At 43.7% G+C, this 15,308-nt stretch carries 13 protein-coding genes, 2 tRNA genes and 1 other annotated feature; of the genes, 9 read left to right on the top strand and 6 right to left on the bottom strand.

What is annotated here, in order from left to right:
- Nucleotides 1-87 (top strand) — a sequence feature (5S ribosomal RNA rRNA prediction is too short).
- A gap of 67 nt (nt 88-154) precedes the next feature.
- Nucleotides 155-231, top strand: a tRNA-Asp gene (locus Xhom_RS02820).
- A gap of 8 nt (nt 232-239) precedes the next feature.
- A tRNA-Trp gene (locus Xhom_RS02815) sits at nt 240-315 on the top strand.
- A 181-nt stretch (nt 316-496) separates the two neighbouring features.
- Here Xhom_RS02815 and hdfR read toward each other — a convergent pair.
- On the bottom strand, nt 497-1,348 hold the full coding sequence (gene hdfR, locus Xhom_RS02810) for an HTH-type transcriptional regulator HdfR (protein WP_069317312.1): 852 nt from the start codon (nt 1,346-1,348) through the stop codon (nt 497-499).
- A 116-nt stretch (nt 1,349-1,464) separates the two neighbouring features.
- On the opposite strand from hdfR, the gene Xhom_RS02805 reads away from it, so the two are divergent.
- On the top strand, nt 1,465-1,803 hold the full coding sequence (locus Xhom_RS02805; RefSeq protein WP_069317311.1) for a MaoP family protein: 339 nt from the start codon (nt 1,465-1,467) through the stop codon (nt 1,801-1,803).
- Nucleotides 1,804-1,861: 58 nt separating this feature from the next.
- On the opposite strand, the gene Xhom_RS02800 is transcribed toward Xhom_RS02805, so the two are convergent.
- A complete protein-coding gene (locus Xhom_RS02800) occupies nt 1,862-3,388 on the bottom strand; it encodes a YifB family Mg chelatase-like AAA ATPase (protein ID WP_069317310.1) in 1,527 nt (508 codons plus the stop codon).
- A 587-nt stretch (nt 3,389-3,975) separates the two neighbouring features.
- Here Xhom_RS02800 and ilvL point away from each other — a divergent pair.
- The 6 genes from ilvL (at nt 3,976) to ilvA (ending at nt 10,533) form a co-directional block, all read left to right on the top strand.
- The gene (ilvL, locus tag Xhom_RS02795) at nt 3,976-4,074 is read left to right on the top strand and encodes an ilv operon leader peptide (protein WP_071647081.1); all 99 of its coding nucleotides are present in this window, start codon (nt 3,976-3,978) and stop codon (nt 4,072-4,074) included.
- 126 nt (nt 4,075-4,200) lie between these two features.
- Nucleotides 4,201-5,847: an acetolactate synthase 2 catalytic subunit gene (gene ilvG, locus Xhom_RS02790; RefSeq protein ID WP_069317309.1), complete on the top strand. Its 1,647-nt coding sequence runs from the start codon at nt 4,201-4,203 to the stop codon at nt 5,845-5,847.
- Nucleotides 5,844-6,101 (top strand): acetolactate synthase 2 small subunit, encoded by a 258-nt coding sequence (gene ilvM / locus Xhom_RS02785; RefSeq protein WP_069317308.1) that lies wholly within the window; start codon nt 5,844-5,846, stop codon nt 6,099-6,101. Before ilvG ends, ilvM begins: the two co-directional genes overlap by 4 nt.
- A 23-nt stretch (nt 6,102-6,124) precedes the next feature.
- Nucleotides 6,125-7,051, top strand: a complete 927-nt coding sequence (locus Xhom_RS02780) for a branched-chain amino acid transaminase (protein ID WP_069317307.1) — start codon at nt 6,125-6,127, stop codon at nt 7,049-7,051.
- Between the two features lie 78 nt (nt 7,052-7,129).
- Entirely contained in the window at nt 7,130-8,980 is a 1,851-nt protein-coding gene (ilvD, locus tag Xhom_RS02775) for a dihydroxy-acid dehydratase (protein WP_069317306.1), read from the top strand.
- Nucleotides 8,981-8,982: 2 nt separating this feature from the next.
- Nucleotides 8,983-10,533: a threonine ammonia-lyase, biosynthetic gene (gene ilvA / locus Xhom_RS02770; RefSeq protein WP_084023179.1), complete on the top strand. Its 1,551-nt coding sequence runs from the start codon at nt 8,983-8,985 to the stop codon at nt 10,531-10,533.
- 106 nt (nt 10,534-10,639) lie between these two features.
- Here the strand turns inward: ilvA and Xhom_RS02765 are convergent, their stop codons facing one another.
- The 4 genes from Xhom_RS02765 to ilvY all read right to left on the bottom strand — a co-directional run bounded on the left by Xhom_RS02765 (nt 10,640) and on the right by ilvY (nt 15,262).
- Entirely contained in the window at nt 10,640-12,160 is a 1,521-nt protein-coding gene (locus Xhom_RS02765; protein ID WP_069317304.1) for a DHA2 family efflux MFS transporter permease subunit, read from the bottom strand.
- 27 nt (nt 12,161-12,187) lie between these two features.
- Nucleotides 12,188-13,342, bottom strand: a complete 1,155-nt coding sequence (emrA, locus tag Xhom_RS02760; RefSeq protein WP_069317303.1) for a multidrug efflux MFS transporter periplasmic adaptor subunit EmrA — start codon at nt 13,340-13,342, stop codon at nt 12,188-12,190.
- A 235-nt stretch (nt 13,343-13,577) separates the two neighbouring features.
- Complete coding sequence (locus tag Xhom_RS02755; protein WP_069317302.1) at nt 13,578-14,360, bottom strand: helix-turn-helix domain-containing protein; 783 nt, start codon at nt 14,358-14,360, stop codon at nt 13,578-13,580.
- Nucleotides 14,357-15,262 (bottom strand): HTH-type transcriptional activator IlvY, encoded by a 906-nt coding sequence (gene ilvY / locus Xhom_RS02750; protein ID WP_069317301.1) that lies wholly within the window; start codon nt 15,260-15,262, stop codon nt 14,357-14,359. The genes Xhom_RS02755 and ilvY overlap by 4 nt, the downstream gene beginning before the upstream one ends.
- Nucleotides 15,263-15,308 lie beyond the last annotated feature (46 nt).

The following is a 15,308-nucleotide window of genomic DNA, read 5'->3' as shown; positions in this document are numbered from 1 at the left end:
GTGGTCCCACCTGACCCCATGCCGAACTCAGCAGTGAAACGCCGTAGCGCCGATGGTAGTGTGGGGTCTCCCCATGTGAGAGTAGGGAACTGCCAGACATGTATTTAAAAGCCGGTTGCTGGCCCAAAAGGCAGCCAGGTTAAAGAAATTCGGTGGTGCGGTAGTTCAGTTGGTTAGAATACCGGCCTGTCACGCCGGGGGTCGCGGGTTCGAGTCCCGTCCGCACCGCCACCGTATTTAGGGGCGTAGTTCAATTGGTAGAGCACCGGTCTCCAAAACCGGGTGTTGGGAGTTCGAGTCTCTCCGCCCCTGCCAGTTAACAACTAAGTAATAATTGATATAGCTTTCAGATTAATAGCCCAGCTAAGATTAGCTGGGTTTTTTCTTGTTTATTATTTACCAACTCATTATATTGCTTCTTATTGTCGTTTTTTGCAGAAGTTATTTATTCTTCTGCACTCTCATATTTTCTTCCTTTTCCCTTATCTTTTTTCTCTTATAAAAGTTGTTTTCGAGCCGTTATAGGTGCTTTTTCGACAGGAATTTTTAGTAGTTGTTGGATAAAGGCTTGCTGGTCACTGTTTTGCAGCCATACTGCATACAATGGTCTCTCTATTAATTCGTTATTGGGTGAGGCTACAAGTTTTGGATATTCTTCTTGCCAATGTACTGGAAGAAAGGTGGTAGCATTTACGCTATCCAATAGTTCTCTGGCAATATGTGCTGATGTGGTTGTAATGATCGGAGGATGGTCATTCTTTAAAATCAGTTGTTCTTGTTGATGGAAATCAGCTCCCCATTCCAACTTGATGTAATTTTCAATACCCTTTTCAATATTATGCTGAGTCGTTAATAAAGTAAGTTGGATGTTACCGATCAACTGACTTTGGAATTCATCCATTTTTGGGGGTTCTGTAGTAATTAAGAGATCTAATTCTCGAGAATGGAGTTGTTTAACTAGCGACTGGCGTGTAGAAACCCGAGATTCGACCCTTGTTTCCTGATGAATTTGATAAAATTTATTTAGCCAGTTTGTCAGGTAACCTTCCCATAGCGATGCTGTAGAGCCGATAGAGAGTTCTGTATGCTGGGCAACATAGTTGATTTCTTTTTTCGCTAATTGCCAAGTATTCATTAGTGACTCTGCATAGGGTACAAGGCGCTCTCCGGCTGCTGTTAGGCGGATATTATTGCGATGCCGTGTGAATAAATTGGTACCCAACTGATTTTCTAATTGGCGGATCCGAAAGCTAACAGCGGATTGTGTTAGATAGAGTGATTCAGCGGCCCGACCAAAGTGACGAGTCTTACTGACTTCCAAAAAGGTTTTCAGTAATTCAGTGTCCACATGCATCTCCAATAGTTTTTGTCGTTAAGATTTAAATATTTTGTTTTACAGAATGTCAAGCCTCCCTAATACTCCGCGCCATAATTAGTATGACATTAGAGTTAGGAGTGTGTCAGATGGCTGAAAGCTTCATCACGACTAATCGTTTTTTCGATAATAAACATTATCCGCGTGGATTTTCCCGTCATGGTGATTTCACCATCAAAGAAGCTCAATTACTAGAACGCTCTGGTAATGCGTTCAATGAGCTGGATCTTGGGAAACGCGAACCGAAAACAGAAGAAGAAAAACTGTTTGTTGCTGTTTGCCGTGGTGAAAGAGCGCCCGTAACAATTGAAGAAAAGGTATGGACTAAGTATTTGGCAAAAATCAGCCGTCCAAAACGTTTTCATACTCTTTCCGGCGGAAAACCGCAGGTAGATCCTACCGAGGACTATACCGATACTGATGATTAATACCATCATTGATATTAATGATCCATCAAGAGGGGCAAAAACGCCCCCTTTTCTAATTTTACCCAGCCTGTTTCTGTAATTGGATAAGTAATCTATCCATACTTCGATAGCTGAGTGCTTCCATAATATCCGGTTTTTCTATTCTTTTTTGTTCTTTTAAGTCTGCAATTGTACGGGAAACTTTGAGTATTCTGTGCCAGGCTCGTATGGATAGCCCTAATTTTAATAATGTGTTTTCCAGAAAAATGGCATCTTCCATTCTAAGTTTGCAAATATTTTCAGTTTGTTTGCTATTGAGATGAGCGTTGATGTGGCCACATCGTTCTATTTGTATTTTTCTGGCAGCTTGTACACGTTTTCTGACCTCATGGCTACTTTCTCCATGTTTGGTTGATGATTGGCTTAAAATACCAGGAGGAAGCAAGGGAACATCAATGGAGAGGTCAAAACGATCTAAAAAAGGGCCCGAGAGTTTAGAAAGGTAGCGCAATATCTGGTGTGGACTACTTCGATTGTGCGCTCCTTGATGATAGCCCGTTGGGCTTGGATTCATGGCAGCGATCAACTGAACTTGGGCAGGAAAGCAGACTTTTGCTCTTGCTCGGGATATCACGATCTCACCAGATTCCAATGGCTCACGTAGTGCATCGAGGACACTTCGGTTGAATTCAGGCAATTCATCCAGAAATAATACACCATTATGCGCAAGAGAAATTTCTCCCGGCTTAGGTATTGAACCTCCACCAACGAGAGCTGCCATTGACGAGCTATGGTGAGGAGCCCTAAATGGGCGTGTATGCCATTTTTGTGTGGATGCTGGACATCCGGATAAACTGTTGATTGCGGCAACGTCTAAAGCCTCCTGGTGCGTTAATGAGGGTAGTAAGTAACATAATCGGCTGGCAAGCATGGTTTTGCCTGTTCCTGGAGGCCCGAGTAGCAGAAGATTATGACCGCCAGCAGCTGTGATCTCCAAGGCTCGCTTGGCTTGCTCTTGGCCAATAATATCCTGTATGTCCAGAACGCATGGTTCGGCTTGTAGTTCAATAGGTGGAGGAGGGGATAAGATGCAGCTTTCTCCCTGTAAGAAGTGGCAGACTTGCAGTAAGTGATTTGCCATCAGGGTTTCATTCTGGGATAAAATTGCCAGCTCAGCTTGATTTTCTGAGGACAGAATTAGTTGCCTACCTGCTGCTTTTGCACTCAATGCTGCGGGAATAGCTCCCATAATCCGCCGTATTTCACCAGAAAGCGCCAATTCCCCCAAAAATTCATAATGATGTAGTTTATTTGTTGCGATTTGCTCCGATGCAGCCAAGATTGCGATAGCAATAGGTAAGTCATATCTTCCCCCTTCTTTCGGGAGATCTGCCGGTGCCAAATTGACAGTGATTCTTTTCGGTGGATAAGTAAAGCCACTGTTGAGTAGTGCGCTTCTGACTCGATCTCTAGCTTCCTTAACGGTAGTTTCAGGTAACCCAACGAGAGTTAGACCGGGTAATCCATTACTGATATGGGCTTCTATTGTGACGATAGGAGAATCAATACCAATAGTTGCCCGTGTATGAATGACGGCGAGTGCCATGATGCTCTCCTTAGCAAGAAAGTGGCTATCATAAATTTATAAAAAATAATAGAAAGTCACCTTTTGGTATTTTGTGAAGAGATTCGTAAATATATTTACTGTTACAGTAATCCTGAAAATATTTCTTATTTCTCGTTTAATAATAACTACATGTTATTTATATATAATATGACTAACTGCCATTCTTCTGTTAAAGAAACTTAATAATAAACTTATCATGTAATCTTAAAATTATTTCATTGTTTATTAGTAATTTTTTCTTCATTTTTATTGGCGTTATCATTGCTAATGATAATAACTATTCATCAATAATATTGTTTGTTGTCGTGTTATTCGTAGGTGGAAGATTAAATTACTGTTTTATGATTTTACTTGGTAATTATTTTATTAAACAGGTAGATAGTGATTTTTTCAGGATGATAAAGGAATAAATTCTAGTGGATTTATCTATTGATTTTTCTATCTTGATGAAAATTATGAATAAAATAAATTTATTCTGAAAAAATAAAAATAAACATTGTCAACAATCATAGAAAGTGATAACTCTTAATTATACGTTAAGCCTAAAAATTAAAACCAAGAGAATTATGAACACATTTGTCCTAGTGATTAGCCTAATTATTGTGAGTGTGGTGGTGATTATTATCCCACCGTGCGGGGCTGCACTTGGACGAAGGAAGGCTTAGACAAAATAGCCAGATTTCAAAAAACCCCCGCACCGAAAGGCGCGGGGGTTTTTTTTGGCACATAGAAACAAGCATAACATGACATCACAACAGCCAATTATAAGGTAAACACAACGGGGGACGGCAATGAGCGGGGCACAAGCGGTTGTAGAAGCATTACGAACACAGGGAATTGAAAAAGTTTTCGGGTATCCCGGTGGAGCCATCATGCCAGTTTATGATGCCTTATATGACGGGGGAATTGAGCATTTGTTATGCCGTCATGAACAAGGCGCTGTTATGGCTGCAATCGGCTATGCAAGGGCGAGTGGCAAGCCCGGAGTCTGCATTGCAACATCAGGGCCAGGTGCGACAAATTTAATCACGGGATTGGCTGATGCGTTGTTAGATTCGGTTCCTGTTGTGGCGATTACTGGTCAGGTGAGTTCTGAGTTTATAGGGACGGATGCCTTTCAGGAAATTGATATTTTGGGTATGTCTCTTTCCTGCACAAAACACAGCTTTCTTGTTGATTCACTGGAAAAATTACCCCAAATAATGGCTGATGCCTTTACCATCGCGATGAGTGGTCGCCCCGGCCCTGTTTTGGTGGATTTACCGAAAGATATCCAGTTAGCCCAATGTGATTTTGCACCGTATCTGAGACCCGTATCCCCTCAGTCTCCCCTTCCTAAACACGAATTGGAACAGGCTCGCCAGTTGTTGGCTTCATCCCGGAAGCCTGTTTTGTATGTGGGAGGCGGAGTAGGCATGTCTGGTGCTGCTCCTGAATTGCGGCGTTTTGTTGCAGAGACAGGGACCCCGGTTGTTTCCACATTGAAGGGTTTGGGCGCTGCGGATTTTGAACATGAATGCTACTTAGGCATGTTAGGGATGCATGGCACGAAAGCGGCCAATCTTGCTGTTCAATCTTGTGATTTGTTAATCGCGGTGGGTGCCCGTTTTGATGATCGCGTGACAGGGAAATTAAATACCTTTGCCCCTTATGCCAAAGTGATCCATTTAGATATTGATCCTGTTGAATTCAATAAATTACGTCAGACCCATGTTTCATTATTGGGGGATGTGAAAACATTGTTGCCTCACTTACAGCAGCCTTTATCAATTCAGTCTTGGCAGCAAGAAATCAAACAATTAAAAAACAAATATACATGGCGTTATGAATATCAGGGTGAGAGCATTTATGCTCCATCGCTGTTAAAGCAAATTTCTGATCGTGCGCCATCTAGTACGGTGGTCACAACCGATGTTGGGCAGCATCAAATGTGGACGGCCCAGCACATGACATTTAGCCAACCGGAAAACTTCATCACATCAAGTGGTCTGGGTACGATGGGATTTGGCATTCCAGCAGCGGTTGGTGCTCAGATGGCACGTCCGGAAGATATGGTTATCTGTATTTCCGGTGATGGTTCTTTCATGATGAATGTTCAGGAGCTGGGAACTATCAAACGAAAACAGTTGCCAATCAAACTGATCTTATTAGACAACCAGCGCTTGGGCATGGTCCGTCAGTGGCAAGAACTGTTTTTTGAAGAGCGTTATAGCGAAACCACTTTAACAGATAATCCTGATTTTCTGACATTGGCGGAAGCCTTTGGTATTCCCGGGCAGAGAATCACAGATAAAGCACAGGTGAACGACGCATTGGATGCCTTGTTCAACAGCGAGGGTGCGTATTTATTACATGTATCCATTGATGAATTAGAAAATGTATGGCCATTGGTTCCACCAGGCGCAAGTAACGCAACCATGTTGGAGAAGTCATTATGATGCAGCATCAACTTGCTATTCAGGCGCGATTTTGTCCTGAAATTTTGGAGCGAATTCTGAGAGTTACCCGTCACCGTGGATTTCAGATATGCGCATTGAATATGGATCATACAACAGATAGTGATAATGTAAGTATTGAACTCACCGTCGCCAGTCAGCGTCCCGTTAATTTACTTTTTTCTCAACTGATGAAATTAGTCGACGTTGCTGGTGTCGAGATCCAACACAAAAAATCACTATTAATAAGCGCATAATGCGTATTTGAAGGAAACTGAGAATGACAAAGCAGGCTGATTATATTTGGTTCAACGGAGAAATGGTGCCTTGGGCAGATGCGAAAGTTCATGTTATGTCCCACGCCTTACATTATGGTACTTCGGTATTTGAAGGGATTCGTTGCTATGACTCTCACAAAGGGCCGGTTGTTTTTCGTCATCGTGAACATATGAAGCGCTTACATGACTCAGCCAAAATTTACCGTTTACCGGTGAGCCAGAGTGTTGATGAATTAATGGAAGCTTGTCGTGAAACACTCCGCAAAAATAAATTAGTTAGTGCTTATATTCGACCATTGGTATTTATTGGGGATGTTGGCATGGGAGTCAATCCTCCCGATGGTTATAAAACTGACGTTATCATCGCGGCTTTCCCGTGGGGGGCTTATCTCGGAGAAGAAGCTCTCGATCAGGGAATTGATGCAATGGTGTCCTCATGGAATCGAGTCGCGGCAAATACGATCCCAACAGGCGCAAAAGCAGGAGGAAATTATCTCTCCTCTTTGCTGGTGGGGAGTGAAGCTCGTCGTCATGGTTATCAGGAAGGTATTGCTCTCGATGTTCATGGTTACATTTCAGAGGGAGCAGGGGAAAACTTGTTTGAAGTGAAAGATGGCATTCTGTTTACGCCACCATTTACTTCATCCGCTCTGCCGGGTATTACGCGTGATGCCATCATCAAATTGGCGCAGGATCTTGGCTTAGAGGTACGTGAGCAGACACTTTCCCGTGAGTCACTCTATTTGGCTGATGAGGTCTTCATGACCGGTACAGCAGCAGAAATTACGCCAGTTCGCAGTGTTGATGGTATTCAAGTTGGTATTGGTAAATGTGGACCTATCACTAAAAAAATCCAAAATGCATTCTTTGGCTTATTTAACGGGACAACAGAAGATAAGTGGGGTTGGTTAGACCCTGTAAGCCCTTAATAAAAAATACAATATTTAGCAGGTGGCTCGTTCCCCACCTGCTTCCTAATAATTAGATAAGACATGGGAGTGAAGACAATGCCTAAATACCGTTCTGCCACAACAACTCATGGCCGCAATATGGCCGGAGCCCGCGCTTTATGGCGTGCGACGGGCATGACCGATGCCGATTTTGGAAAACCCATCATTGCCGTTGTGAATTCATTTACTCAGTTCGTGCCCGGACATGTCCACTTACGGGATTTAGGGAAGTTGGTGGCAGAACAGATTGAGGCATCAGGAGGCGTTGCGAAGGAATTCAATACTATTGCTGTTGATGACGGCATTGCGATGGGGCATGGTGGAATGCTCTACTCATTGCCGTCACGTGAGCTGATTGCTGACTCAGTTGAATATATGGTCAATGCTCACTGTGCTGATGCGATGGTGTGTATTTCCAACTGTGACAAAATTACGCCGGGAATGTTGATGGCATCATTGCGTTTGAATATCCCCGTGATTTTTGTTTCTGGTGGCCCGATGGAAGCAGGGAAAACACGCTTATCTGATCAGATAATCAAGTTGGATCTGGTTGATGCCATGATTCAGGGAGCCAATCCCAACGTCAGTGATGAACAGAGTGATCAAATTGAACGCTCGGCTTGCCCGACCTGCGGTTCTTGCTCTGGTATGTTCACGGCGAATTCGATGAATTGTCTGACCGAAGCGCTGGGTCTTTCGCAACCGGGTAACGGTTCTCTTCTCGCTACCCATGCGGATCGTAAAACTCTTTTCATTAATGCAGGCAAACGCATCGTCGAGCTGACCAAACGCTATTATGAACAAAATGATGATAGTGCCCTTCCGCGTAACATTGCGACCAAAGCGGCATTTGAAAATGCCATGACATTGGATATCGCAATGGGCGGTTCGACCAATACCGTTCTGCATCTGCTGGCAGCTGCGCAAGAAGGGGAAGTTGATTTCACTATGGCAGATATTGAGCGTCTGTCTCGTCAAGTTCCTCATTTATGTAAGGTTGCTCCAAGCACTCAAAAATACCATATGGAAGATGTGCACCGCGCTGGAGGCGTAGTTGGTATCCTCGGTGAATTGGATCGGGCAGGGTTATTAAATCGAGAAGTAAAAAATGTGTTGGGGTTGGATTTGCCACAAACGCTGGCACAGTACGACATTATGCTGACACAGGATGAAAGCGTTAAGAGTATGTATTCGGCAGGCCCGGCAGGTATTCGGACCACACAGGCTTTTTCTCAAGACTGTCGCTGGCCGTCTTTGGATACAGACCGAGAAGAAGGGTGCATTCGTGAGCGTGCCCATGCTTACAGTCAGGATGGTGGTTTGGCAGTTTTGTTTGGCAACATCGCCGCAGATGGTTGCATCGTGAAAACGGCAGGAGTGGATGAAGGAAGCCTGACTTTCCGTGGTCCTGCCAAAGTTTATGAAAGTCAGGAAGATGCGGTAGAAGCGATTTTAGGCGGCAAAGTCGTTGCGGGGGATGTTGTTGTTATTCGCTATGAAGGTCCGAAAGGCGGTCCCGGCATGCAGGAAATGCTCTATCCAACTACCTATTTAAAATCAATGGGGTTGGGCAAGAGTTGTGCCTTGATCACGGATGGGCGCTTTTCAGGAGGCACATCGGGATTATCGATTGGACATGTTTCTCCAGAAGCGGCGAGTGGTGGTTTGATTGGGTTGGTGAATAATGGCGATCTCATCAATATTGATATTCCAAACCGTAAAATTCAGCTAGATGTTAACGAAATAGAATTTGCTGAACGTCAACAGGCTGAATTATCGCGTGGAGATAAGGCATGGACACCGAAATCCCGTGAGCGCCAAGTTTCTTTTGCGTTGCGTGCATATGCTTCATTGGCGACCAGTGCCGACAAAGGTGCTGTGCGCGATAAAACCAAACTGGGGAGTTAATTGTGGCTGTTTATCCTCTTAAGACAGATAAACCCAAAGGGTCGGAATATCTTAAAGCTGCATTAAGCGCACCTGTTTATGATGTTGCTCAGGTTACCCCATTGCAGGAAATGAAAAAAACATCGGCTCGTTTAGGCAATAAAATTTTAGTTAAACGAGAAGATCGCCAGTTAGTGCATAGCTTTAAATTGCGTGGCGCATACGCGATGATCGCCAGCTTGTCTGAAGAGCAGAAAGCGAAAGGGGTGATTACGGCTTCTGCGGGTAATCATGCTCAAGGTGTTGCGTTATCTGCCAGTAAGGTTGGTGCGAAAGCTACTATCGTTATGCCGATAGCGACAGCGGATATTAAAGTTGATGCAGTACGCAGTTTTGGGGGCGAAGTCCTGTTATACGGCGCAAATTTTGACGAAGCCAAATCCAAAGCGATCATGATAGCGAAAGAGCAGGGTTATACTTTTGTACCGCCATTTGATCATCCTGCGGTTATCGCGGGTCAAGCGACACTGGCTATGGAACTTTTGCAGCAGGATGCCCATCTTGATCGTATTTTCGTACCCGTTGGTGGTGGAGGTTTGATTGCTGGCGTTGCTGTCCTCATCAAACAACTTGTCCCCGAAATTAAAGTGATTGGTGTAGAAGCCGAAGATTCAGCTTGTCTGAAAGCGGCATTGGAGGCTGGTCATCCGGTCGATTTGCCTCGCGTTGGGCTATTTGCGGAAGGTGTTGCAGTTAAACGTATTGGCGATGAAACATTCCGTCTTTGCCAGCAATATGTTGATGATGTCATTACGGTAGACAGCGATGCCATTTGTGCAGCGATGAAAGATATCTTTGAAGATGTCAGGGCGATCGCCGAACCATCAGGAGCATTGGCATTGGCGGGCTTGAAGAAATATGTCCAACAGCATCAGATCCAAGGAGAACGGCTGACGCATATTCTTTCTGGTGCCAATGTGAATTTTCATGGTTTACGTTACGTGTCTGAACGTTGTGAACTGGGAGAGCAAAGAGAGGCGTTGTTGGCTGTTACGATTCCTGAACATAAGGGAAGTTTCCTGAATTTTTGTCAGACTCTGGGGACTCGTGTCGTGACGGAATTCAGTTATCGTTATTCGGATGCGACCGATCCAAACCAAGCTTGTATTTTTGTCGGTATCAGATTGAGTCGGGGAAATGCTGAACGCTGTGAAATCATTGAAGAACTCAAAGCATCGGGATATCAGGTCGCTGATTTTACTGATGATGAAATGGCAAAACTGCATGTTCGTTACATGATCGGAGGCAGGCCATCCAAGCCTTTACAGGAGCGGTTATTTAGTTTTGCCTTTCCTGAATCACCGGGAGCATTGCTGAAATTTTTGCAGACACTGGGGACTCACTGGAATATCACCTTGTTTCATTATCGCAGCCACGGTATGGATTATGGCCGAGTATTGGCGGCTTTCGAACTTTCAGGGCCGGAAGTCCGTTTTGATCGCCATTTGGATGATCTGGGCTACGAATATCATGATGAAACCAGCAACCCTTCATTTAACTTGCTGTTGAAATGATAATTTAATAGTGGTGAAGAATTAACACGGGAAAGAAAATAGCACCTTCAAAGGTGCTATTTTGGCGATGTACTTTTTGTGGCAATGTATTCTGTCTATCTCGACATCATGCTTTCTTCTTCCCGATGGTGGGTTTTGCCAGACTTATCAAAATCAGCATCATCAGGAAAATAAAACCGAACAACCAATAAATCTCATTGGCCGAAATAATCATCCCCTGATAAGTAATCTCACGTGCCAGAGTGCTGTTTATTTGTGTATGCGATAAGCCAAGTTGCTGCATATGTTCATAAGATTGTGTCGAAATAGGGTTATAAGGTGTCATTGTGTGAGTGAGTTGAACATGGTGCACAGACTCACGGTTTGACCATATCGTTGTTGTGATAGATATTCCCACTGATGTTGCCAGAGTACGAAGGAAGTTGAATAAGCCGCCAGCGGAAGCGACCTTATCAGGTTCAATATCGGATAATATGATGGCGTTCAATGGCATAATCAGGCAGGCGATAGCAAATCCTTGTACAAACTGAGGCCATGCTGCGGCTGTAAAATCCATGGAGCGTTCGAAAGTATAGGCTCGCCAGAAGAAACATAGGGCAAAAATGATAAAACTGAATATCACCAGATAACGCATATCGATCTTTGAGCTGAAACGGCCAATAAGAGGAGCAAGCATTATCGGCATGATCCCCAATGGCGCCATAGTTAAACCAGCCCAAGTTGCGGTATAACCAAAAACGATCTGTAATAATTGGGGTTGTAGGACAAGAGTTCCTATATGTAACAAGAAAGCCAGACTGATACACACGGTACCAATGGTAAAGTTGCGGGATTTAAATAGTGATAAATCGAGGATAGGGGAACTGTCGGTCAATTCCCAGATAATGAGAAACGTCAGGCAAACAACCGCAATAATGGTTAATGTAATAATCTCTATTGAATTAAACCAGTCTAATTCTTTTCCTCGATCAAGTAATAACTGAAAACACCCAACGCCTACGACTAATAAAATCAGCCCCACCGCATCAATTTGGCTGGCTGCTTTTTTAGTTTCTCGTCCCTTGAGCACGACCCAAGTGATTGCGATCACAGCGAGACCAAAAGGAATATTGATCAGAAATATCCATCCCCAACGGTAATTATCACTGATCCAGCCTCCCAATATCGGGCCACAAACGGGGGCAACAACAATGGTCATGGACCAAAGCGCCAATGCCATATTCCGTTTTATCGGAGGGTAGTTATTCAGAAGCAGGCTTTGTGAAAGAGGGATAACTGGGCCAGCAGCAAGCCCCTGCAAGACACGGGAAATAATCAGCATTTCCAAATTATGGGAAATGCCGCATAGCCAAGAAGCCACAACAAATGCGATAGTTGCGACCAAAAAAACACGCACTTCCCCAAAACGTTTTGCTAACCAGCCCGTTAACGGAATAGAAATGGCATTTGCCACGGCAAACGAGGTAATGACCCAAGTTCCTTGAGATGTTGATGAACCTAAATCGCCTGCAATAGTTGAAATAGCCACATTGGCAATGGTCAGATCCAGTATTTGTAAAAAAGCAGCGAGCGCTAAAGCTAGCGTTAGCCAGCCCAGTTTGGTTCCTGATAATGGCTCCTTTGACATACCTATCTCACTTAATTTTCACAAAGATTAGCGACTGGAATTCGAGTGAATAATCTCGTCAATTAACCGTTCAATCTCTTCGGTGTCGTGCGACAAGATATTGGTTTCATATACGCTGCCTTGACGAGGTTTTTTGGATAGAACCTCGCCATCCTGATTGCGAGTATCGACAGAAACATGCATAGATAGACCAATCCTCAAAGGATGGTTTGCCAACTGTCGGGCATCCAGTTCAATACGAACGGGGAGACGTTGAACAATTTTGATCCAGTTGCCTGTGGCGTTTTGTGCAGGAAGCAGTGAGAATGCGCTGCCAGTCCCCATATCCAGACCGATAACCTGTCCTTTGTAACTGATATCACTCCCGTAAAAATCACTGATGAGTGTGACAGGTTGCCCAATGCGTACATTAGCAAGTTGAACTTCTTTAAAATTGGCATCAACCCAGAGTTGTTCGGTTGGGACAATGACCATTAAAGGAGTACCGTTTTTTATTTGTGAGCCGACCTGAACATTGCGACGAGAAATATAACCTGTGACGGGTGCAATAATTCGGGTACGTTGTAAAGTTAACCATGCATCCCGAAGTTGGGTTGTAGCCAATTGGATCGTCGGTTGTTGGGCAAGCGGCGTGTTTATGATGAGCGCCTTGTTAGCGCGGAATTTCTGGCGTGCAACATCTAATTCAGATTTGGCTATCTGGACATGACTGCGGGCATGGCTCAGGTTCTCTTTGGCAATGGCGCCCGTTGTGCCCAAATGCTCTCGTCGCTTTAAATCCTCTACCGCTTGCTGCCACTGCGTTTGTTTCAGAGCAACATTCGCCAGTAATTTCTCATTATCGATAATTGTTTGATGTGTTTGTCTGACACTATTGGCAAGAATATTTTTGGCTCGTTCTAATGCATGTTCTGCATCTACCGTATCCAGTTGTATCAAAATATCACCTTGCCGGACAAAATCGGTATTCTCTGCATAAATGCTTGTCACACTGCCTGACACTTGCGCCATGACTTGAACTTGGTTGCCGGCAACATAGGCATCGTCAGTCGTCTGATAATGGCGAAGAGCTGTAAACCAATAGGCAAGATAACCTAAGCCTGCTGAGATAAATAAAAATGTCACAAGGATCAGCACTGGCTTGCGTTTTGATGTTTTCTCCATATCTGATGGCGATGTCATTTTTTCCTCCACTATTTATCCCATGAATTTAATTGGAAACAAAAATAATTATGGTTGTAGTGATCTGACTAAAACCCCTGAATGACTCATGTAATGAGTCGTTCAGGGGAAGTAGCCTAATAAGGAGATATGTTTTTTAATTGAATAAACTGGCTATGCCCTTCATTTTTCAAGCTGTCTCTTTGTTGGCTTCATTCATTCACTTGCCACCTTGATACAACTCGAAATCTATTGGCTATAGAGAAAAATAATCAGCAAAATCAGCGCTGGCATTCTTTAATTCGGAGGGGCGTAATCCATATAACTTCATACACGTTCGGCTAAGGTGGGCGCTGTCAGAAAATCCACTTTGATAGGCCAGTGCAGTGAGTGAGTTAGGAGAATGGATATTTTCAAAGGCATGGTGGAATCGTTTCCAGAGTAAATAACCACGGAAATTGATCCCCATTTCTTGCCGGAACAGATGTAAAAAGCGGCTTTCCGACAAATAGAGACGTTTGGATATTTCATGGGAAGAAATACACTTAACTGATAATTCAGAAATGAGCGTTGTTGCTTTGACAATCCGGTCATCCAAATAACAATCACAGTCATCTAATTGGCCTAGCCAATAATTGAGAATGAGAATGTTAGGCGAAGTATTAGATTGCACACAATAAACGAAATAATCTGCTATCAGGCGGGATGATTCTGATTCGAGGTAGACGATATCTGAATTTTTGATTTTGTGTAATAGCAAGTGATAGAGAGGATGAATGGGATCCACCAAAAAGTTAAAACAGGGTTCATCTTCAGTATGTAGCCTGTGTTTAATATTACTGGCAACAATAAATCCATAGGCTTGCTGCGGCCTTTGTTCTGTATCAATTCTTATCTTTGAATAATGAGGTGAAACCGTTAATTGAAGACATGGATGGTGGTGCCACTCTGTTTTCATATTATGTGAGAGCACCAAATATTGGCTGTTATACTCATATAACCTAACGGCATAGGGGATTTTATTGATTGCCTGTATCATGTCATCACTTTATTGTCAGATAACAATAATCCCCAAAATGTCTTTATCAGAGGTTCATGCAGCCGTTTGCTAAGCGCACAGACACCTAATTCAAACGGTTCAACCAGATAAATATTTTCCAACAGTGACACCCGGTTACGGACGGGTTCAGGGCTATTTTCAACCACAACCGCAGGAATTAATGCGATACCACAACCTAACGCGACCATGGAAACAATCGCTTCATGACCAGAAACGGTAGCATAAATCTGTGGGTGGTGGATTTTGTTCCGTCGGAACCAAAGCTCAATGCGTTTACGGGAAGGCCCATGTTCCGGCAAAATAAACGGAATCGCATTCCAATCCGGTTGTTCCTGCATTGCCAGCGCTCTTACGGCACAAGGCAACGAGGGCGCAATCAATACTAAAGGAATTTCGCCGATTTTGGTAAAACCGATATTATCCGGTAGCTTCTCCGGTTTTCCGGCAATACCCAAATCCACTTCTGTAGATTGCACCTTATCGACAGCATCAGCAGCATCTCCTGTTGTCAATTTGATCTCCACCAAAGGGTGTTCAGCTCGGAACTTATCCAGAACTTGTGGAAGGTGACTATAAGCGGCAGTAACTGAACAGAAAAGGCGTAACTCGCCTGTCAAAGATGGACTTTGATGATTAAGAGAATGTTGTAATTGTTGGTATTGTAAAAGCGTTTGCTGAGCAAATAGTTTTAATTGTTCCCCCGCGGAGGTCAATTTTACTGTCCTGTTATCTCGTAGAAATAATGGATGCCCTAATTGTTCTTCAAGTCGTTGGATTTGGCGTGAAAGTGTGGACGGGCTGACATGTATTGCCTTGGCTGTGCGTCCAAAATGGCAACTTTCTGCAAGATGTAAAAACAGTTTTAAATCACGTAGATCCATAGTTATTGCGCCTTTTACTGAATATTTTTGCTGTCAATAGCCATCA

This window comes from Xenorhabdus hominickii, from assembly GCF_002632725.1.
Classification (GTDB): domain Bacteria; phylum Pseudomonadota; class Gammaproteobacteria; order Enterobacterales; family Enterobacteriaceae; genus Xenorhabdus; species Xenorhabdus hominickii.
This window is presented reverse-complemented; position numbering and strand designations above follow the sequence as displayed.